Genomic DNA, 19,781 nt, shown 5'->3' on the forward strand with positions numbered 1-19,781 from the left:
GTCGTCTGCGGTATTTCCTTCGCTCGCGGTCAAGCCGGATAAACTAGCGGTCCATGTCCGGCCGCATCCCCGCCCAATTCATCGACGAGCTGCTCGCTCGCGTCGACATCGTCGACCTGATCGAGCAGCGCGTGCCGCTGCGCAAGGCTGGGCGCGATTGGACCGCGCGCTGCCCGTTCCACGACGAGCGCTCGCCGTCGTTCACGGTCAGCCCGGCCAAGCAGTTCTATCACTGCTTCGGCTGCGGTGCGCACGGCAGCGCGATCGGCTTCCTCATGAACTACGATCGCATGGAGTTTCCGGATGCGGTCGAAGAGCTGGCTTCCCGCGTCGGCCTCAAGGTGCCGTACGAAGGCGGCGGCAAGCGCCCGGTCGAGGATTCGACCGACCTGTACACCGTGCTCGATGCGGCAGCGAAGTTCTATCAACGCGAACTCGGCAAGAGCGCGAAGGCGCGCGCCTATTTCGATTCACGCGGACTCGACACGGCGACGGTCGAACGCTTCGGTCTCGGCTATGCGCCCGACCAGTGGGACGCGCTCAAAACCGCGCTCGGCACGTCGAAGCAGCGCATGGACTTGCTGGAAAAAAGCGGCCTGGTCAAAAGCGGCGAGCGCGGCAAGTACGAGTATTTCCGCAACCGCGTGATGTTCCCGATCGCTGACCGGCGCGGACGCACGATCGCGTTCGGCGGCAGAATCCTGGAGAAGACCGAGGACTCGGGCCCGAAATATCTGAACTCGCCCGAGACCGCGCTGTTCCACAAAGGCCAGCAGTTGTTCGCGCTCTGGCAGGTGCGCCAGGCGCACGCGAAGATTCCGCGCCTGATCGTCGTCGAAGGCTATATGGACGTCATCGCCCTGTTCCAGAACGGCGTGACCCAGGCCGTCGCCACGCTCGGCACGGCGACGACGCGCGATCACGCCGAACTGTTGTTCCGCAACTGCGCCGACGTCTATTTCTGCTTCGACGGCGACCGCGCCGGCCGTGGCGCGGCGTGGAAAGCGGTCGAGTCGGTGCTGCCGCGCATGCGCGACGGGCGCCAGGCGTTCTTCCTGTTCCTGCCCGAAGGCGAAGATCCGGATTCGCTCGTGCGCAGCGAAGGTCAGAGCGGTTTCGAGGAACGTCTGAAAACGGCCACGCCGCTGTCGGAATTCTTCTTCGCCAATCTGAGCGGCGACGTCAACCTCGCCAGCCTCGACGGCAAGGCACGCCTCGCCGAACGCGCGCGGCCGCTGCTGACCCAGATTCCCGACGGCGCGTTCCGCGACCTCATGCTTGCCGAACTCGACCGGCGCGCCAACGTGACCTTGCGCATCGAGGCGCCTCCAGCCGATGCGCCGCGCAAACCGGCACGCCCGCAGGAGCGCTCGCTCGTGCGCACCGTCGTCGCCCTGCTGCTGCAGAACCCCGGCTTCGCCGCGGCGATCGAACCGCCACACACGTTCTCGGCGCTGCGCCTGCCCGGCGTCGTCCTGCTCGTCGAATTGATCGCGCTGTGCCGCGAACGCCCGGAAATCTCCACCGCTGCGATCGTCGAACTTTACGCCGAGCGCGAGGAAGGCCGCGCCCTGCAGAAGCTCGCGGTGATGGAATTCCCCGGCGGCGAGGACGCCTGGCGCGCGGAGTTCTTCGACGCGCTCAGGCAGCTCGACCGGCAGACGCAGATTCAGCGCCGCGACGATCTCGACGCGCGCATCCGCGCCGACGGCCTCGCCAGCCTCAGCCCCGAAGAGAAAGACGAGCTGCGCCGGCTCAAGCTCGCGATCGCCACGCCGATCAATCGTGAATCTGGCTCGGCCTGATCGCGACCACGGCCAATAGAGTCAGCAGCGCCGACACCGATAGATACCAGCCGACCGAGGCGATGCCATAGTCCTTGGCCAGCGAGGTCGCGAAGTACGGCGCAAGCGACGCACCGAGAATGCCGGCCAGATTGAACGCGAGCGACGCGCCGGTATAGCGCACCGCAGTCGGGAACAACTCGGCCATCGCCGTACCGAGCGGCCCGTAGGTCAGGCCCATCAGGAACAGGCCGAGCGCAAGAAAGGCGAGCACGAGGATCGGCTGATCCTTGACGAACATCGGCGCGAACAGAAAACCGAACAGAAGGATCGCGACCGTGGCGACGATCAGCATCGCGCGCCGCCCGCGCTTGTCGGCGATCACGGCGGACAACGGAATGCCCGCGGCGAACACGAGCATCGCGACGATCTGCAGAATCAGGAACTCCCCGCGCGGATAGGCCAGCGCGCCCGTGCCCCAGCTCAGCGAAAACACCGTCATCAGATAGAACAGAACGAAAGTCGCGAGGCAGGTGAACGTCGCGATCACGAGGATCAGCGGATGCTGCGTCAACACCGCGCCGAACGGCACGGCGACGCGCTCGTTCTTCTCGATCGCGCGCAGGAACGCCGGCGTCTCCGACAACTTCAAGCGCACATAGAGGCCAACGATCACCAGCAGCGCGCTGAGCAGGAACGGCACGCGCCAGCCCCAGGCGAGGAACTGCGCATCGCTGAGGAAATCGCTCAGGACGAGGAAAATTCCGGCCGAGCAGATGAAGCCGATCGGCGCGCCGAGCTGCGGGAACATGCCGTACCAGGCGCGCTTGCCCGGCGGCGCGTTCTCGGTCGCGAGCAAAACCGCGCCGCCCCATTCACCGCCGAGGCCGAGGCCCTGGCCGAAGCGGCACAGCACGAGCAGCAGCGGCGCCGCGATGCCGATCGATGCGTAGGTCGGCAGCACGCCGATGACGACGGTCGACAGGCCCATCGTCAGCAGCGCCGCGACGAGCGTCGCCTTGCGTCCGACGCGATCGCCGAAGTGGCCGAACACCGCCGAGCCGATCGGCCGTGCGAAGAACGCGACGGCAAAGGTGGCGAATGACTGCAGCTGCGCCGAAGTCGGATCGCTCGCCGGGAAAAACAATTTGGGAAACACGAGCACCGAGGCGGTCGCGAAAATATAGAAATCGAAGAACTCGATCGCCGTGCCGATCAGGCTCGCGAACAGCACACGCCACTTGGAATTCACGGGCCCTTCGCCGGCCTCGATCGCCGCCACACTACTTGCCATCGCCGCACACCTCGCTGCCTTTGTCGAATACCACGCGCCATACACCCGGCGCTTCGCGGCGCCAGATCGAATTGAAAGTCGCAATGATTTTGCCGTCGCCCGCACGCACCGGGCCGGTGCTCAGCGCCAGCGTACCCGAGTCGAGCACCTCGACTTGCGCGGGCTCCCAGGAGAACGGCGCCGCCGGTTTGTCGAAATACTTCTTCCAGCCGGCCGCGACCTGGGCCTTGCCGCGCAGCGGCTCTTTGCCGCCGAAGAAGATCGCGTCGTCGGCGATGAAACCCGCGAAAGCGGCGTGGTCGCGGTCGGCCATGGTCTTGGCGAAGGCGCGCTCGGCGGCCTCGACTTCGCGCTGCGCCTCGGCACGCGCGACCTTCGGCGGAGCCACCGCACAGCCGGCCAGGACGAGGCTCGCAACCAGGGCGATACTCGCGAATCCGGGCAATTTCATGGGTTCCCCTTGCACAAATAGGGCGATTCTGACAGGTCGCGCACAGATTAAGCAGCGTCTGGTGATGGCTTTTCGCCGAGTTTATCTGTATCGTGCGCGCACTGCGTTTGCTCTAGGTCACTGTGCATCGTGGCCGTTGGTCGATCCAACGAACCGCTTCACGTTCCGCCCGTGTTCTCCTTCCGCATTCCCAGTCTCGATCTTGCGGGCCTCCCGAAGGTCGCGATTTTTTCCGTTTCAATATTCAGGAGTTAAACATGGCTGACCGTCAAACCGGCACCGTGAAATGGTTCAACGACGCCAAGGGCTTCGGCTTCATCACCCCGGAAAGCGGCGCGGACCTGTTCGTGCATTTCCGTTCCATCCAGGGTTCGGGCTTCAAGACCCTGCAGGAAGGCCAGAAGGTCACCTTCGTGACCGTGCAGGGCCCGAAGGGCCTGCAGGCCGACCAGGTGCAAGTCGCCTAAGTTCGGTTCGCTTCGGCGAACGAAAAATCCCCGCTCTCGAGCGGGGATTTTTTTTGCCCGTCGTTTCATCTGCGCACGATCTCCCGGCTCTTCTCCAGGGGCATTGCGCCGCGCCGCGCCGCGGCGATCTTCGCCGCTTTTTGCGAAACCTGGGACTGCATCGCATTTTTGAATTTGCCTAACGCTTGGCATTTCCGCAATCCGGTCGAAAAAATCCACATTTTTCGTTACCCGGCTGCAGAACGGGTCACACAATTTTCCTTGCGAGCTTCCTAATATCGGCTCATGCCATTGCAAGAGCGAAAAATAATTCTCGGCTTGCAACTGACGGATTGAAATCAGGGGGAAAAGGATATGGGCATTCGCTACCCGCGAGCGAGGATTGGGTTTTTGCGGCCATCACGAAACCGCAGCCGCTATGGCTGGGAGCCGCCGGACCTGGCGCCGCACGCGCCGGATCGACTTCTGCGCACGCATTTTATGCCGCGACGAACTTTCGTTATGCGCCGACGCAATGTGCGCAAATTTGCGATTTTTACGTCATTCACTCGTTAGCCCTTCCGCCCATGCTTTCGAGAGCGCGGAAATTGACCACGGTCGGATTGCCTTTGCGCGACGAGCTGCTTATTCGCTCGCTGGTCCAGGTGATCGGCACTAAAACCGTCGACGAGTGGACTTTCCAGGAAAGTTTCGACGCCGACGTCGCCCTGTGCAATCCGAATTCGAGCCTGTCCGGCGTCGCGCTGCGCCGCGCCGAGCAGTCCGCCGCGCTGACCTGCGTTTCCGTCGTCCACGACGGCGACGCTCCGCTGCCGGGCACGCGCGTGCTGCACGCGCCGATCAAGAGCACCGAATTCATCACCCTGCTCAACGACATCTCGCACTCGGTCGGCCAGGTTCGCCACGCCGATTCCGACCAGGCCGCCGAGACGGGCGACGGCCACAGCTTCGCCGAGGCGCTGCATGAACTGATGCGCGCCAAGTCCACCGACATCCATGCGGTCGAACGTACCGGCGCGGCGATCTTCGTCGTCCCGGCAGCCCGCGCGTTTTATGCGCTCGCGCTGCCGACCGAGGCACAGATGGAAGAATGGCTCGGCGCGCGCGACGTGCGCGTACGCCGCGTGGACGAACTGACCGCGCGGCGCATCGCCGGCAACGGCGAAGACCGCCACGATGTCGACGGCCTGCTCTGGCGGGTCGGGCTCGAAGGCACGGCCGGCGCACCGCTGCACGGCCTGCCCGCGGGCGCCAAGTTCAAGCTCAAGCGCTGGCCGGACTTCGGCCGGCTCAAGCATCAGGCGTTTCATTTCCGCATGGCCGCCCTGCTTTCGCGCGGCGCGTACACATTCGAAGCGCTGGCGACCGCCTCGGGCCACGATCGCGGCGAAACCTGCGCCTTCGTCAACGCCTGCGCGATGTGCGATCTGCTTCTGGTCGATGCACCGGTCGCCGTCGAGCCGCCGCGGCCGGCGCCGCGCGTGCAGCGACGCTATTCGGCGATCCTCAGTTCGATCCGTTCCGCCCTCGGCCTGCGCACCTGACCGCCATGCCGCGCGAGTACAAACTGATCTTCACCGGCAGCATGGGCGCCGGCAAGACCACCGCCATCGCCGCGGTCAGCGAGATCGAGCCCTGCCGCACCGACGTGGCGAACAACGATCACGCCGGCCACGCGAAGGCAACGACGACGGCCGCACTCGACTACGGCGAGGTGACCCTCGCCGGCGGCGACAAGCTGCGCCTGTACGGAACGCCGGGCCAGTCGCGCTTCGATTTCATGTGGAAGATTCTCGGCCAGGGCTCGCTCGGCGTGGTCATCCTCGTCGACAACAGCCGGCCCGATCCGCTCGCCGACCTGCGCGACTACGCGCACGCCTTCGGCGACGCGCTCGCTGAATCGCGCGCCGTGATCGGCGTCGGGCGCTGGCAGAAGCATCCTGCACCGACCATCGACGACTACCACCGCGCGGTCGTTGGCCTCGGTTACGAAGCGCCGATCCTGTCGGTCGACGCGCGCCGGCGCGGCGACGTGCTGATGCTGCTCGACGTTTTGTTCCACCAGATCGAGGCCGCCGAACAGCGTCTGGGCGCGTCAACCACCGCGATGGAAACGCCATGACCGTAGACACCCATATCGTCAGCCGCATCGAGACGGCGATCTACTACTCGCACATCGACGCGCTGATGACGCTGCAGCCGGAAATCACCGGCGCGCTCGTGTCGACGGTCGACGGCTTCGAGATCGCCTCGCGCCTCGCAAGCGGCGTATCGGCGGCGAAGCTGTCGGCGATGACCAGTTCGCTGCTCGCCCTGGCCGAGGCGATGTGCGCGGAAGCCGCGAGCGGCGCCTGCCGCGATCTGGTCATCGACGCCGAGGCCGGCCGCCTGCTGCTGATGGAACTGCCGCGGCGCACGCAGAACCTCGTGCTCGCCGTGCAGTGCACGAACAAGGTCACGCTCGGCCAGGTGCTGTGGGCCGTGCGCAGCTGTCGCGAAGAGCTGTCGCGCCGGCTCGAAGTGTTGTGAAGCGCGGGGCCGGGTGCGCATCGGCCCTCCCGCGTCGTTGCATCGATGCCAACTATCAAACAGAGGAGATCGAAGATGTCGAACTTGAATGAATCGGTGACCGAACTGATGACGATCGACGGCGCGCTCGCCGTGGCGCTCGTCGACGGCGGCAGCGGCATGCTGCTCGCCCAGGCCGGCGGCGGCGTCGATCTCGAAGTCGCCGCGGCCGGCAACACCGAAGTCGTGCGCGCGAAGATGAAGACGATGAAAGCGCTCAACCTCAAGGACGAGATCGAGGACATCCTCATCACCCTCGGCAAGCAGTACCACATCATCCGCCCAGTCTCGAGCAAGGGCGGCCTGTTCTTCTACGTCGTGCTCGACCGCGGTCGCTCCAACCTCGCCCTCGCCCGGCGCAAGGTGCTCGACGTGGAAAACAACCTGAAGATGTGAACCCCGAGTCCGCGCCCGCCGCGAGTAACCGGGCGGCGCGCGGACGACGATTCGCGCGCTGCGCGATCGCTCAGCGCAGATCCTTGACGATCACCTTTGCCGCATTGTGCCCCGGCGCGCCGGTCACGCCGCCGCCGGGGTGCGTGCCGGCACCGCACAGATACAAGCCCGGCAGGGCGCCGCGGTAGCCGGCCTGGCCGAGCATCGGCCGCGCGCTGAACAACTGGTTGAGCGACAGCACGCCGTGCATGATGTCGCCGCCGATCAGGCCGAAGTCGCGCTCGAGATCGAGTGGCGATTTGAGCTGCCGGCCGACGACGAGATCCTTGAAGCCCGGCGCGAACTTGTCCACCGTGGCGATCATCAGGTCGGCGACTTCCTCGCGGCAGTCGTCCCAGGATTTGCCGCCCGGCAGGGTCGGCGCGACCTGCTGGCAGAACAGACTGGCGACATGCTGGCCTTTCGGCGCGAGCGAGTCGTCCAGGGTCGACGGAATCAGCATCTCGACGATCGGCTCGCGCGACCAGCCGTAGGCGCGCGCGTCGAGATAAGCGCGGTCCATATAGTCGAGGCTCGGCGCCATGATGATGCCGGCGGTGAGGTGATCGCCGTCGCCGGGCAGGCAGGAGAAATTCGGCAGGCCCGACAAGGCCACGTTCATGCGAAACGTGCCCGAACCGCACTTCCAATTCTTCATGCGCTCGCGCGTCGGCGCGGGTACGACGGCCTGGGCCATCAGGCGTTCGTAGAGCAGCTTCGGATTGACGTTGGCGACGACCGCGCGCGCCTGCAGCACATCGCCCTTGTCGGTGACGACGCCGGTCACGCGCGGCTTGCCGCCCGCGGTATCGACGAGGACTTCGCGAACGCCGGTGCCGACGCGGATGTCGGCGCCCGCGGCCGCTGCCGACTTGGCCATCGACTGGGTGATCGCGCCCATGCCGCCCATCGCGTGGCCCCAGGCGCCTTTGACGCCGTTGACCTCGCCGAACACGTGGTGCAGCAGCACGTAGGCACTCCCCGGCGTGTACGGGCTCGCGTAGTTGCCGACGATGCCGTCGAAGCCGAGCACGGCCTTGATCGGTTCGCTCTCGAAGAAGCGGTCGAGATACTCGCCCGCGGAAATCGCGAACAGATCGAGCAGCTCGGTGCGCATCTGTTCGTCGAGCGCGGAAAGACGCTTGCCGAGCTTGCCCGCGCGGATCAGCTCCGGCAGCGCGGCGAGCCAGCCGCCCGACATCGCGTTCGGCGGCGCTTCGAGCGCCAGCTCGCGCAATACGTCGGCGATCAGGTCGAGGCGACGCTCGTATTCGGGCAGCGCTTCGGCGTCCTTCTTCGAGAACTTGGCGACTTCGTCTCGCGTCCGCCCCGCACCGGTGAGCAGATAGCTGCCATCCGGCCGCGGCAGGAAATTGTTCGCCTTGCGCAGCACGACTTTGAGTCCGTGCTTTTCCAGTTCGAGATCGCGGATCACTTTCGGCTGCAGCAGCGAGACGGTGTAGGCGGCGACCGAGTTGCGGAAGCCGGGATGGAATTCCTCGGTCACCGCGGCGCCGCCGACGACGCCGCGCTTTTCCAGCACGCAGACTTTGAGTCCGGCCTTGGCCAGGTAGGCGGCGCAGACGAGGCCGTTGTGGCCGCCGCCGATCAGGATCGCATCGAGGTTGGATGAGCTCATGCGGCCGATTATGGCGAGCGCCCCGGCACCACGCCAGCGCAGCGGAATCTGCGCGAAAACCGGTACACCCGAGGGCACCTCGAAAAGCCTACCGCGCTCGATGTTGCGCACCGGCGGTGCTCGGAATCCTCACATACTCGTTTGTATGCTCCGGTTGCTCCGCTCCCCGCCACGCAAATTCTCGTCGTTCGCTACGGCTTTTCGAGGTGCCCGTGGACGAAAGCGGCCGCGATCGCCGATCATTGCACGATGAAACTGCGTACCGTCAGCGCCACCCGCTATGTCACCCCGCTGCGCGAAGGCGGCTCGCTGCCGGCCATCGTCGAAGGCAGCGACGAAGGTTTGTACGTACTCAAGTTCCGCGGCGCCGGGCAAGGCCCGCGCGCGCTGATCGCCGAACTTGTCGCCGGGGAGATCGCGCGTGCCGCGGGCCTCGTCGTGCCCGAGATCGTCTTCGTCGAGCTCGATCCCGAACTCGCGCGCACCGAGCCCGATGCGGAGATCCAGCATCTGATCCGCGCCAGCGCCGGCCTCAATCTCGCCCTCGACTATCTGCCCGGCTCGGTCACCTTCGACCCGCTCGTCGAGCGGCCAGACGCCGACCTGGCCTCGCGCATCGTCTGGTTCGACGCCTACGTCAGCAACGTCGACCGCACCGCGCGCAACGCCAACATGCTGGTCTGGCACCGCAAGCTGCGCCTGATCGACCACGGCGCGGCACTCTACTTCCATCACGACTGGAGCGACTGGCAGGCACGCAGCGTGCTGCCGTTCGCGCAGATCAAGAACCACGTGCTGCTGCCGTTCGCGAGCCGCATAGCCGAGGTCGACGAAAGCATGCAGGCGGCGATCACGCCGCAGGCGATCGCCGCGATCGTCGCGCAGATTCCCGATGCGTGGCTCGACGACGGCGCGCCGTTCGCCGATGCGAAGGAGCATCGCGCAGCCTATGTCGAATACCTGACGCGGCGCCGCGAAGCGCCGCGCGCATTCGTCGCGGAGGCGATCCGTGTCCACGCCGGCTGAGCGCGCACCTTCCACCTACGACTACGCGGTGATTCGCGTGGTGCCGCGCGTGGAGCGCGGGGAGTTCGTCAATGCCGGCGTGATCCTCGCCTGCCAGGACGCGAGCTTTCTCGACGCGCGCATCGAGCTCGACGCGACGCGCGTGCTCGCGCTCGATCCGGCCGCGGACCTCGCGACGATCGCCGAGCATCTCGCCGCGATTCCGGCGATCTGCGCCGGCGGCAAGCGCGCGGGTGCGCTTGGCGCGCTGTCGCGGCGCGAACGTTTCGACTGGCTGACCGCGCCGCGCAGCGCCTTGATCCAGACCTCGCCCGTGCACACGGGCCGCTGCAGCGATGCCGTCGCCGCGCTCGACGCGCTTATGCGGAAGATGGTGCGTACGAACGCTGCCGCGCGGTAAGCAGCACGACCGCGATGCCGAGCAGGCACAGCGCGGCGACGTAATGCGCCGGCGCGAGCCGATCGAAGCGCAGCACCCAGCCGATGAAGATCGGCGTCAGTCCGCCGAACACTGCGTAGGCCACGTTGTACGAGAACGCGACGCCGGTGAAGCGCACCGGCGCGGGGAATGCGCGCACGAGCAAGGTCGGGATCACGCTGACCACGCCGACGCTGAGGCCGGCGACGAAGGAAAGCGGATACAAGTACTGCGGCGCCGCGGCGACGCCGAGATAGAACGCGTAGACGACGCCGATCAGCACGGCGCAGCCGAGTGCGGACACGCGCGTCGTGCCGTAGCGGTCCGCGGCGAGGCCGAAACCGATGTTGCCGATGGCCAGACCCACGGTCGCGATGGTGTCGGCGATGAAGGCGACCGCCGGCGTGATGCCGTCGAGTTTCTGGATCAGCTTCGGCGTCATCAGGATCACGACCACGATCGCCGCGGTCAGCACCCAGGTCAGCGCGATGCAGGCGAGCACGGCAACGCCGTGACCGCGCAGCGCCGCCTTGAGCGGCAGCTCGCGCGCGAGTTCGCGACGGCGGCGGATTGCCTCGAACACCGGCGTTTCCGCAAGCATGCCGCGCAACAGCACGGCGAAGAAGCCGAACACGCCGCCGATCAGGAACGGAATGCGCCAGCCGTAGTCGAGCATCTGCGCCGGCGTCAGCGCCGAGTTGAGCGCGGCGGCGAGCAGCGAGCCGGTGAGGATGCCGAGGGTCAGGCCCGAGGTCAGCGTGCCGCAGGCGAATGCCGTGCGCGTCGCCGGCACGTGCTCGGCGACAAAGGTCCACGCGCCGGGCACTTCGCCGCCGACCGCCGCGCCCTGCACGATGCGCAGCAGCAGCAGCGCAAGCGGCGCGAAGTAGCCGACCTGCGCGTAGGTCGGCAGCAGGCCGATCAGCAGGGTCGGCACGGCCATGAGGAACACGCTCAGAGTGAACATGCGCTTGCGCCCGCTGCGGTCGCCGAAGTGCGCCATGATCACGCCGCCGAGCGGCCGCGCGAAATAGCCGGCAGCGAATACGCCCCAGGTCTGCAGTTCGCGCAGCCACGGCGCCGTCGACGCCGGGAAGAACAGCGTACCGATCTGCTCGGCGAGGTAGATGAAGAGGATGAAATCGTAGAACTCGAGCGCGCCACCGAGCGCGGCGAGCGAGAGGGTTTTCAAGTCTTGACGGGTGAGGGACGCGTGATTGATTGCGGACATCGATGAATTTGAAACGCTGTTGCCGTCATTCCAGCGTAAGCTGGAATCCAGCTTTGAGGGTGGTTGGGAGAGCTGGATCCCAGCTTGCGCTGGGATGACGAGCTAAAGCACGGCGTCCAGTTCTTTGCCGATGCTTTCCGGCGTATCGGTCGGCGCGTAGCGCTTGACCACCTTGCCGTTCTTGTCGACGAGGAACTTGGTGAAGTTCCACTTGATCGACTCGCTGCCGAGCAGACCCTTCGCTTCGTGCTTGAGGTACTTGTAGATCGGGTCCGCGTTCGCGCCGTTGACGTCGATCTTCGAGAACAGCGGAAATTTCACGTCGTAGGTCAGCGAGCAGAAGTTCTTGATCTCGGCCTCGTCGCCGGGCTCCTGATGGCCGAACTGGTCGCACGGAAAGCCGAGCACGACGAGGCCTTTGTCCTTGAACTTTTCGTAGAGCGCTTCGAGGCCGGTGTACTGCGGCGTGAATCCGCATTTGCTGGCGACGTTGACGATGAGCATCGCCTTGCCCTTGTAGGCGCCGAGCGGCTGCTCCTTGCCGTCGATGTCTTTCGCGCTGAAGTCGTAGATGCTACTCATGCCCGCCTCCGCCCGTTTGTGCAGTCCGCGTAATGTGCGCACGCGACGGGCGAAAGTCCAGCACCGCCTTTTCTACCGGTCATTCCCGCAGGCTTCTGGCGGGAATCCAATGCCTTTGATCCTCGCACGAGGAAACGCAAAGTCACTGGATAACCCGCCCTGCGGCTGTCGAAAATCTCGTCTTCGCAGAAATGACGAGCACGAGCAAAAACGATCAAAGCAGCGATTTCGCGTGGTCGAGCACGCTCGCGCAAGCCTTCTTCGTGACCGACTTCTTCATTTCGCCGAGTTTGCCGATGTCGACCGATTTGCCGTCGCTGGTCTTGACCAGGCCCTTGGCGCCGTCGGCGTAGTCGGCCTTGTCGTTGTCGCTGCCGCCGGTGACCTTGCCCATCAGCTTGTCCTTGACCGAACTCGCCGCGTCGCCGCCGAGATAGTTGTTCTTCACGCAGTATTCGACCACGCCGGCCGCATTGCCCGCACTGCCCGAAGCCAGCGAGGACATATCGCCGCCGCCGGCGAGACCTTTGAGGTCGCCGAGCTGCGCGCCCGCGCCGCCGCACAATCCGAATGCCGCAACGACGCCCGCTATCGCCAAACCGATCTTGTTCGACTTCATGGTGCTGACCTCCATTGGTGGCCGCAGCGACCGCTCGCCGCGGTGAGGCGGAATCTACCTCCCGCGGGAGGAAGAATCCGTTAATCCACGCAGCGCCGACGCGATCGGCCGACGCCGTTCAGTAGCGCCAGCTTTTCAGATCGGCCCCGGCCGGCGCGGTCTTCTCGATGCGCTCGACGATCTTGGGCAGGTACATGGTGTTGTAGCGCAGGCGCGAATAGGCGTTCGGCGTGTTCGCATCGCCGTTCCAGCAATGCTCATCGCGCATGCCGTATTTCACTTCGCCTTCGTAGGCCGGCTCGCGGAAACTTTCCAGCGCGGCCTGCATGAGGTACACGGCGTCGTTGAGGAAATAGTTGTCGGACAGGCCGACATAGACGTGCAGTTTGCCGCGCAGCTTCTCGCCGATCTTCGGCCAGTTGCGCTTGAGGTAGTCGGTCAGGTCCCAATGCTCACGCCAGTATTCGGCAACGCTGCGGTCGATCACACCCGTGCGCTTGTCGAAGATCGGCTTCGGATAACCGTCCGGCCCGACCGGCGAGTACACCGCCTGCCAGATGTCCCATTGCTCGGTCGAGCGGCCGTTACTGCCGAGCATCAATTCGTAGTTCATCGCGTCGGGCAACGACCAGATCGTGCGGCCGAGATAGTCGCGCATCGCCGGCTGCGCGATGCGCTTGAACGGCCCGTCGGTCCAGATCGCGTTCTTGTCTTCGTACAGGTTGATGTGGGTGTAGGCGTGGAAGTCGACCGGATCGGGACAGGCGCCGAACGCGCCGTTGTAGTAGTCCGGATTGAAGATCTGCACGGCGAGCGCTTCCCAGCCGCCGGTCGAGCCGCCGTAGACGAAGCGCGACCAGCCGGTGCCGAGGCCGCGGAACTGCCTTTCGATCGCCGGGATCAGCTCCTGCTCGATTGCGCTGCCGTAAGGCCCGACGTTGGCCGAATCGACCGCGTAGGAATCGTCGTAGTACGGGTTCGCATGCTGCAGCTTGACGATCAGCACGCGCGGGAAATCCTTCGACGTCCATTGCTGGTAGAACTTGTACGCCTCCTCCTGCTGGATGCGGTTGTAGCCGGCGAGATGGAAGCGCTCGCTGTAGTCGGGCTTGAGGTTCGGATCGGGCGGCTCGGTGCGGAAGCCGTCGAAGTCCGGCACGAAATGATCGTGGAAGATGACCAGCGGGAAATGCGACTGCGGATGCGCGTCGAAACCTTCCGGCACGAGCACCGCGGCGGAGAGGAACATCGGCCGGCCCCAGAACTTCGACAGCAGCTTGCTCTGGATGCGGATGTGGCGGATGTATTTCGTGTCCTTCGGCGGCACGATCGGCGCGATGGTCTGATCGAGCGCGATCGTCAGCGGCGCCGCGCCTTCGAGCTTGCCGCCGGCGGTCAGAGTGATCTTCTGCGGCTTCGAGTAGAAATTGCCGGGCTTGATGTTCCAATGCTGGCCTTCGCCCTGGTCGGGCGGCAGATCGAGCACGCGGCCGTCGGCGAGATGGAAGGTCTCGTAGCGGTTGAGCAGGGCCTGCACGTTGTAGGTGCCCGGCGGCAGGTCCTTGAGGCGCACGACCGGATAGCCGTCGGCCGCCGCGTCGATCGCGACCGCCGTGCCGGGTTTCCAGTCCTTCACGTTCTGGCCGAACGCCGCCTGGGTCTGGATCATGTGATCGACCTGGTTGCGCGGCTCGTCGGAGAAATCGCTCGAGAACAGCAGCATCAGGCGGCCCTGCTGTGGCGCTTTCGCGGCTGTCGCCGGCAATGCAACGCTAAAGCTCGAGGCTGTCTCATCAGCCTGCAATGCGATCGAAAAAGCGGCAGAGCACAGTATCGCTAGCTTCCAAAAAACTCGTGGCGCGTAGGTTCGCATTGCGGTCGCTCCTATAAGAGACGCTCGATCCTATCCGAATTGGCGTTTTTTCCGAACGCCCCCTGGCACGCTGCCTATAAATCGGCAGCCGATTGCCATTGCGTCAAGTCTTCCACCGGCTGTGGCAGGCGGCCTTCGAGCCAATCTGCAACCGTTCCGGGCTTGAATGTCCGGTCTCGCGATTCGATTACCCACGAAAGGAAATCGGCCGGGCCGCCATTGAGATAAGGCGGGGGAGAAACCGGCATGAATATTGTGGGCAATCGTTCGTTGAGCGAGAGGTAGTTCAGCACGCAACTCAACTCTTGCACTACGTTCCATGCCAAAGGGTTGCTGATATCGATCGAGAACTTCACCCACCAGTTGCCGTCTGGATACTTCCCAGAACCTATGGATCCAGCAATCGAAGGCACGCGCCGCAGATAAGCTAGCAGCTTGGCGAAATCGCGATCGTCCCCCATATGAATCGCTTTCCTACCCGATGCGCTCGAGCGGTACCACCGTGCGATGCAGCACCGGCGTATCGATGTAGTGATCGATCAGCAGGAACGCGAAGAGCGCCATCAGATAGATGATGGAATAGTTGAACACCTTCATCGCGAAGCGTTCCGACGGCGGTTTGAGCAGAACGATCGCATAGTAGAGAAAGCCCGCGCCGAGCACGAGCGCGCCGCCGAGATAGAACATGCCGCTCATGCCGGTGAGATACGGCAGCACGGTGACGATGATCAGCAGGATCGTGTAGTAGAGCACGTGCCAGCGCGTGTACTCGACGCCGTGGGTGACCGGCAGCATCGGCACCATCGCGCGCGCGTAGTCGTCGCGGCGGAAGATCGCGAGCGCCCAGAAATGCGGCGGCGTCCAGACGAAGATGATCAGTACGAGCAGCCAGGCGTGCGGATGGATATGCCCGGTCACCGCGGTCCAGCCGAGCAGCGGCGGCGCCGCGCCGGCGACGCCGCCGATCACGATGTTTTGCGGAGTGGCGCGCTTGAGCCACGCGGTGTAGACGATCGCGTAACCGATCAGCGATGCGAAGGTCAGCGCCGCGGTCAGCGGATTGACCAGGGCGATCAGGATCGTCATCGACAAAGCGCCGAGGAAGACCGCGAACGCGAGCACCTTGGCCGGGGTCAGCGCGCCGGTCGCGAGCGGCCGGTGCGCGGTGCGCGCCATCAGCTTGTCGATGCGCTGATCGATCAGATGATTGATCGCCGCGGCCGATGCGGCGGCGAGCCAGATGCCCAGGAAGCCCGCGACCGATTCGCGCAGCGGCGGCCAGCCCGGCACTGCGAGGAACATGCCGATGATCGCGGTGAACACGATCAGCGCCACTACGCGCGGTTTGGTCAGTTCGAGGTATTGGCGAAGCATTCGGCGTGAGCGGTGAGCGGTGAGCGGTGAGCGGTGAGCGGTGAGCGGTGAGCGGTGAGCGGTGAGCGGTGAGCGGGAAGAGCTTACATAGAATCGTCATTCCCGCGAAAGCGGGAATCCAGCTTCTCTACCCTCGAAGATCAAGAGCAAGGTCGCTGGACGAGCGGTCATTCGGTCATTGAAACGTCACTTTCATTGGCCGATTCCAAAACGGACACTCGCGTGGCGGATCGATCGCACGCAAAGACTACTGCGGTCGGCGAACCCTCACTAGCAACGCCAGCAGCGACAGCAGCAGCATCGCGGCGACGCCGTTGTGCGCGGTCGCGATCGGCAGCGGCAGGCCGAGATGCACGTTGGCGATACCGAGCGAGATCTGCAGCAACAGCGCGATCGCGATCGCGACGGCGAAGGGCCGCGTTTCGGCGTAGCGCGCCGCGCGCAGCACGACGGCAAAGGCAACGTGGCCGAACACGAGCAGCGCGCCGATGCGGTGGGTGATCTGAATGGCAATGCGCGCCGAACCGTCGAGCACACCGCCCTCGTAGTTGACGCCGATGCCGCGCCAGAGGACGAACGCTTCGCGGAAATCCATATTGCCCGGCCACCATTGGCCGAGGCAGGTCGGAAAATCGAGGCCGCAGGCAAGCGCGGCATAGTTCGAGCTGGTCCAGCCGCCAAGCGCGATCTGCACCGCGACCAGGCCGAGGCCGATCGCAGTCAGCCGCCAGAGCTTGTCTTTCTGCGCGGCGGAAAACCGCGGATTGGGAATTTGCGGAATGGTCAGGCGCAACGCCGTATAGGCGAGCAGGACGAAGATCGTCATGCCGCCGAGCAGATGGGCCATGACCACGACCGGCTTCAGCTTCCAGGTCACTGTCCACATACCGAGCAAGGCCTGGAACAGGATGAAGATCGCCGCGGCAAATGGCACGGCGGCGAGGCCGTGCAGATCGCGGCGGCGGCGCCAGGCCCAGATCGCGAGCGCGAACGTGGTCAGGATCAGGCCGCCGGCGAGGAAGCGGTGCACCTGCTCGCGCCAGGCCTTGTCGGATTCGACCGGCCGATCGGGAAACGCCGCATTCGCCGCGTCGACTTCGTGTCCGTGCACGGGCCAGGTGATCTTGCCGTAGCAGGTCGGCCAGTCCGGGCACGACAGGCCGGCATTCGACAGGCGCACGAACGCGCCGAACACGATCACGACGAGCGCGAACGCGGCGGCGATCCAGGCGAGGCGGGCAATTCCGGTTGTACTCATTTCTTCACTTCACCAAAAATAGATTGGCCACGGATTGCACGGATCAACACGGATAGAGCAACGAGATTTCGCAGACGTCGTGGCCGACCTGTTCGCCTTTGTCTTTATACGTGTTCATCCGTGCAATCCGTGGCGGAAAAGCTCTTGCGTTTGCGTCGGTCACTTCACGACCTTGGGCAAATCGCGACGCACGCCGCCGAGGTCGTAGCCCTCGGCATAACGCATCATCAGAAAACCGCCCGGATCGACCAGGGCGAGCGCGAGCGCGTCGTCGCCCTTCGCGCGCAGATCGGCGAACGCGCTCGTGTCGTCGCTGCCCGCCTGCAACGGCGCGAGCGCGGCGAATGTATCGGCCGGCAGCGCCGGGCCGAGATAGACCAGACGCACACGAGTCGCATTGCGGCCGAGTGTTGCGCGCATGCGCACGAGCTCGCCGAGCGCGGCCTGACATTGCTGCGCGCAGTTCGCGCCGGGAAGCGCGAGCAGGGTCCACTGCCATTGCGGATTGCGCCAGACGAGCTTCTCGCCGCCGGCCAGGCTCACCGGCACCGCTTCGACCTGGCGCGGCGGATCGATCAGGGTGCCGTAGGCTTTCGTGCCTTCCGGCCGGTAGCCGCTCAGATTGAGCGCGAACGCGATCAGCATCGGCACGACGAAGACGGCGACCACGCCGATCAGCATCCAGCGATTGCGGTTGCGTACGGCATTGGCGTCGTTGCGGGATTCGGACATATTCAGCGTATTTTCTTGTAGTGCAGCAGGACGAAAATCGCGATCGCGGCAATCACGAAAGCGAACCATTGGACCGCGTAGCCGCGATGGCGCTCGGGCGGCATCACGCTCGGCGTCCATGCGCGCACGAAACCCGAGGCCGCGTCCGCGTCGAGCAACAGCACGCGGGGCAGCAGCGGCCGGTCCAGATCGGCGGCAATCTCCTGCGCGTCGATCGCCAGCGTCAGCTTCGGCCACGTCGTCTGCCGGACCAGCGCGTTGCCGCCGACGCGGATGCCGTTGCCTGGGAACGGCGCGTAGACACCGGCCAGCGTCGCTTCGCCTGACGGCAGCGGCGGCAACGCGGGCTGCGTACCGCGCTCGTGCGACCAGGCGATCCAACCGCGATCGACGAGCAGCACGTCGCCGCCGCCGCTCGGCACGAATGCCGCGTAGGCCTCGACGCCGCGCTTGCCGTCGCGTATCTGCTCGTCGCGCAGCCAGCCGCGGTCGGCGAGAAACTGTCCGCTGACGCGCACGTGCGGGAAGCGGTCGGCCGGCGGCGCGGAGTGCACCGCGGCGAAATCCTCGAACGCGGCTTTCGGCGCCGAATCGAACGCCGACAGCAGGCGCTGCGCCTCAGCAGCGCGATCGAGCTGCCACACGCCGAGCCGCGCAAACAGCGCGATGCCGGCCAAGGTCAACGCGATCGCGAACCACGACGGTCGCTGCCAGCGCCTCGCGGTCATGGAACCAGGCCGATTGCGGCGGCGCTATACTCTTTCATCTTCGTTACAACGCGGCCGGACTTATCGCCATGTGGACCAAGATCATCATCGTCGCGTTCCTCGCCGTCATCGTCTACAACCTTGGCGCCGGGCTGTACTACATGATGACCGACAAGAGCGGCAGCGATCGCGTGGTCAAGGCGCTGACGCGGCGCATCGGCCTCTCCGTACTGCTGATCCTGCTCGTGATCCTCGGCATCTGGCTCGGGATCATCAAGCCGCACGATTTGGGGCAGTAGAGCCGGGATTGGAGATTCGCGATTGGGGATTCGGAAAAGCGCGTTCGCGATTCCTGTCTCCGATCCCGGTAAGCAACGTGGATTCGGAAGCGCCACCGGCTCTTCCGAATCTCGAATCTCCAATCTCGAATCCCGGCCTTTACAGCACGTAGACGAACAGGAACAGCCCGAGCCAGACCACGTCGACGAAGTGCCAGTACCAGGCGACGGCTTCGAAGCCGAAGTGGTGGTCGCGGTCGAAGTGGCCCTTGGCGCAGCGCAGCCAGATCACGATCAGCATGACCGTGCCGAGGGTGACGTGCAGGCCGTGGAAGCCGGTCAGCATGAAGAAGGTCGAGCCGTAGACTCCGCTGCCGAGCGTGAGGTTGAGCTGCCCGTAGGCTTCCATGTACTCGTGTGCCTGGAAGTACAGGAAGGTACAGCCGAGCAGAATCGTCAGGCCGAGGAAGATCATGAGCTGGGTGCGCTTGCCCGCGCGCAGCGCATGGTGAGCGATCGTGATCGTCACGCCCGAGGTCAGCAGGATCAGGGTGTTGAGCAGCGGCACGCCCCACGCCGGAATCGTCTCGAACGCACCGCCGATGCTGCCGGGGCCGTTGGTCGGCCATGCCGGGGCGTAGCCCTTCCAGAGGAAGAAGTTGGTCAGCGCACCGTCGCCCTCGCCGCCGATCCACGGCACCGACAGCGCACGCGCGTAGAACAGCGCGCCGAAGAAGGCGGCGAAGAACATCACCTCGGAGAAGATGAACCACATCATGCCCATGCGGAACGAGGTGTCGACCTGCTTGTTGTAGGCGCCGGCGACCGATTCGCGGATCACGGTGCCGAACCAGCCGAACACCATGAACAGGATGATCGCGATGCCGAGCAGCATCGACACTTCGCCGGCCGGATGCTCGTTGAGCCAGAGCGCCGCGCCGCCGAGCGTGAACAGCAGGCCGAACGAGCCGACGATCGGCCACTTCGTGCCGTGCGGGACGTAGTAGACGTCGGGGTTTGCGTGGGTCGTGTCGGACATGGCCGT

The 19,781-nt window shown here is 65.1% G+C and carries 21 protein-coding genes and 1 pseudogene; 9 read left to right on the forward strand and 13 right to left on the reverse strand.

The features are described from left to right. The first annotated feature begins 53 nt into the window (after positions 1–53). Positions 54–1,805 (forward strand): DNA primase, encoded by a 1,752-nt coding sequence (gene dnaG / locus FFS30_RS06125; protein ID WP_137912184.1) that lies wholly within the window; start codon positions 54–56, stop codon positions 1,803–1,805. Here dnaG and FFS30_RS06130 read toward each other — a convergent pair. Both FFS30_RS06130 and FFS30_RS06135 read right to left on the reverse strand, forming a co-directional pair. Next, positions 1,780–3,078: an MFS transporter gene (locus tag FFS30_RS06130; RefSeq protein WP_137912185.1), complete on the reverse strand. Its 1,299-nt coding sequence runs from the start codon at positions 3,076–3,078 to the stop codon at positions 1,780–1,782. The two genes, dnaG and FFS30_RS06130, sit on opposite strands and share 26 nt — an antisense overlap. Beyond that, positions 3,068–3,529: a nuclear transport factor 2 family protein gene (locus FFS30_RS06135; RefSeq protein ID WP_171014445.1), complete on the reverse strand. Its 462-nt coding sequence runs from the start codon at positions 3,527–3,529 to the stop codon at positions 3,068–3,070. The genes FFS30_RS06130 and FFS30_RS06135 overlap by 11 nt, the downstream gene beginning before the upstream one ends. A gap of 257 nt (positions 3,530–3,786) precedes the next feature. Between FFS30_RS06135 and FFS30_RS06140 the strand changes: the two genes are divergently transcribed. The 5 genes from FFS30_RS06140 (at position 3,787) to FFS30_RS06160 (ending at position 6,960) form a co-directional block, all read left to right on the forward strand. Beyond that, positions 3,787–3,996, forward strand: a complete 210-nt coding sequence (locus FFS30_RS06140) for a cold-shock protein (RefSeq protein WP_018971780.1) — start codon at positions 3,787–3,789, stop codon at positions 3,994–3,996. A 566-nt stretch (positions 3,997–4,562) separates the two neighbouring features. Continuing rightward, a complete protein-coding gene (locus tag FFS30_RS06145; RefSeq protein WP_212742412.1) occupies positions 4,563–5,540 on the forward strand; it encodes a hypothetical protein in 978 nt (325 codons plus the stop codon). A gap of 5 nt (positions 5,541–5,545) precedes the next feature. Then, entirely contained in the window at positions 5,546–6,118 is a 573-nt protein-coding gene (locus FFS30_RS06150) for an ATP/GTP-binding protein (protein WP_137912187.1), read from the forward strand. Then, complete coding sequence (locus FFS30_RS06155) at positions 6,115–6,525, forward strand: roadblock/LC7 domain-containing protein (RefSeq protein WP_137912188.1); 411 nt, start codon at positions 6,115–6,117, stop codon at positions 6,523–6,525. The genes FFS30_RS06150 and FFS30_RS06155 overlap by 4 nt, the downstream gene beginning before the upstream one ends. 75 nt (positions 6,526–6,600) lie before the next feature. Continuing rightward, on the forward strand, positions 6,601–6,960 hold the full coding sequence (locus tag FFS30_RS06160) for a hypothetical protein (RefSeq protein ID WP_137912189.1): 360 nt from the start codon (positions 6,601–6,603) through the stop codon (positions 6,958–6,960). Between the two features lie 70 nt (positions 6,961–7,030). Here the strand turns inward: FFS30_RS06160 and FFS30_RS06165 are convergent, their stop codons facing one another. Beyond that, positions 7,031–8,638 carry an NAD(P)/FAD-dependent oxidoreductase gene (locus FFS30_RS06165; RefSeq protein WP_137912190.1) on the reverse strand — a complete coding sequence of 536 codons (1,608 nt, stop codon included), beginning with the start codon at positions 8,636–8,638 and terminating at the stop codon, positions 7,031–7,033. Positions 8,639–8,893: 255 nt separating this feature from the next. On the opposite strand from FFS30_RS06165, the gene FFS30_RS06170 reads away from it, so the two are divergent. Both FFS30_RS06170 and FFS30_RS06175 read left to right on the forward strand, forming a co-directional pair. After that, a complete protein-coding gene (locus FFS30_RS06170; protein ID WP_171014485.1) occupies positions 8,894–9,664 on the forward strand; it encodes a HipA family kinase in 771 nt (256 codons plus the stop codon). Continuing rightward, on the forward strand, positions 9,648–10,064 hold the full coding sequence (locus FFS30_RS06175; protein ID WP_137912192.1) for a DUF3037 domain-containing protein: 417 nt from the start codon (positions 9,648–9,650) through the stop codon (positions 10,062–10,064). Before FFS30_RS06170 ends, FFS30_RS06175 begins: the two co-directional genes overlap by 17 nt. Here the strand turns inward: FFS30_RS06175 and FFS30_RS06180 are convergent. The 9 genes and pseudogenes from FFS30_RS06180 to FFS30_RS06220 form a co-directional block, all read right to left on the reverse strand. Beyond that, a complete protein-coding gene (locus FFS30_RS06180; RefSeq protein ID WP_137912193.1) occupies positions 10,024–11,313 on the reverse strand; it encodes an MFS transporter in 1,290 nt (429 codons plus the stop codon). The two genes, FFS30_RS06175 and FFS30_RS06180, sit on opposite strands and share 41 nt — an antisense overlap. A 102-nt stretch (positions 11,314–11,415) precedes the next feature. Further along, on the reverse strand, positions 11,416–11,895 hold the full coding sequence (locus FFS30_RS06185; protein ID WP_137912194.1) for a glutathione peroxidase: 480 nt from the start codon (positions 11,893–11,895) through the stop codon (positions 11,416–11,418). 214 nt (positions 11,896–12,109) lie between these two features. Beyond that, positions 12,110–12,514 carry a DUF2501 domain-containing protein gene (locus FFS30_RS06190; RefSeq protein ID WP_137912195.1) on the reverse strand — a complete coding sequence of 135 codons (405 nt, stop codon included), beginning with the start codon at positions 12,512–12,514 and terminating at the stop codon, positions 12,110–12,112. 118 nt (positions 12,515–12,632) lie between these two features. Further along, positions 12,633–14,237: an alpha/beta hydrolase-fold protein gene (locus tag FFS30_RS06195; protein WP_249352203.1), complete on the reverse strand. Its 1,605-nt coding sequence runs from the start codon at positions 14,235–14,237 to the stop codon at positions 12,633–12,635. A gap of 224 nt (positions 14,238–14,461) precedes the next feature. Then, entirely contained in the window at positions 14,462–14,848 is a 387-nt protein-coding gene (locus tag FFS30_RS06200) for a hypothetical protein (RefSeq protein ID WP_137912197.1), read from the reverse strand. 13 nt (positions 14,849–14,861) lie between these two features. Then, a pseudogene (cyoE, locus tag FFS30_RS06205) lies at positions 14,862–15,785 on the reverse strand (heme o synthase); the annotation flags it as partial. Between the two features lie 223 nt (positions 15,786–16,008). Further along, positions 16,009–17,019 carry a COX15/CtaA family protein gene (locus FFS30_RS06210; RefSeq protein WP_137912199.1) on the reverse strand — a complete coding sequence of 337 codons (1,011 nt, stop codon included), beginning with the start codon at positions 17,017–17,019 and terminating at the stop codon, positions 16,009–16,011. Positions 17,020–17,178: 159 nt separating this feature from the next. After that, entirely contained in the window at positions 17,179–17,751 is a 573-nt protein-coding gene (locus FFS30_RS06215; RefSeq protein WP_137912200.1) for a hypothetical protein, read from the reverse strand. A 2-nt stretch (positions 17,752–17,753) separates the two neighbouring features. Beyond that, positions 17,754–18,479, reverse strand: coding sequence for an SURF1 family protein (locus FFS30_RS06220; RefSeq protein WP_137912201.1), 726 nt, complete (start codon positions 18,477–18,479; stop codon positions 17,754–17,756). A 68-nt stretch (positions 18,480–18,547) separates the two neighbouring features. Between FFS30_RS06220 and FFS30_RS06225 the strand changes: the two genes are divergently transcribed. Next, positions 18,548–18,757, forward strand: coding sequence for a twin transmembrane helix small protein (locus FFS30_RS06225; protein ID WP_137912202.1), 210 nt, complete (start codon positions 18,548–18,550; stop codon positions 18,755–18,757). 139 nt (positions 18,758–18,896) lie between these two features. Here FFS30_RS06225 and FFS30_RS06230 read toward each other — a convergent pair whose 3' ends face one another. Next, positions 18,897–19,775: a cytochrome c oxidase subunit 3 gene (locus FFS30_RS06230; protein ID WP_137912203.1), complete on the reverse strand. Its 879-nt coding sequence runs from the start codon at positions 19,773–19,775 to the stop codon at positions 18,897–18,899. Positions 19,776–19,781: the final 6 nt, after the last annotated feature.

Origin of the sequence: Rudaea sp. 3F27F6, from assembly GCF_005503555.1 — a bacterium.
Classification (GTDB): Bacteria; Pseudomonadota; Gammaproteobacteria; order Xanthomonadales; family Rhodanobacteraceae; genus Rudaea.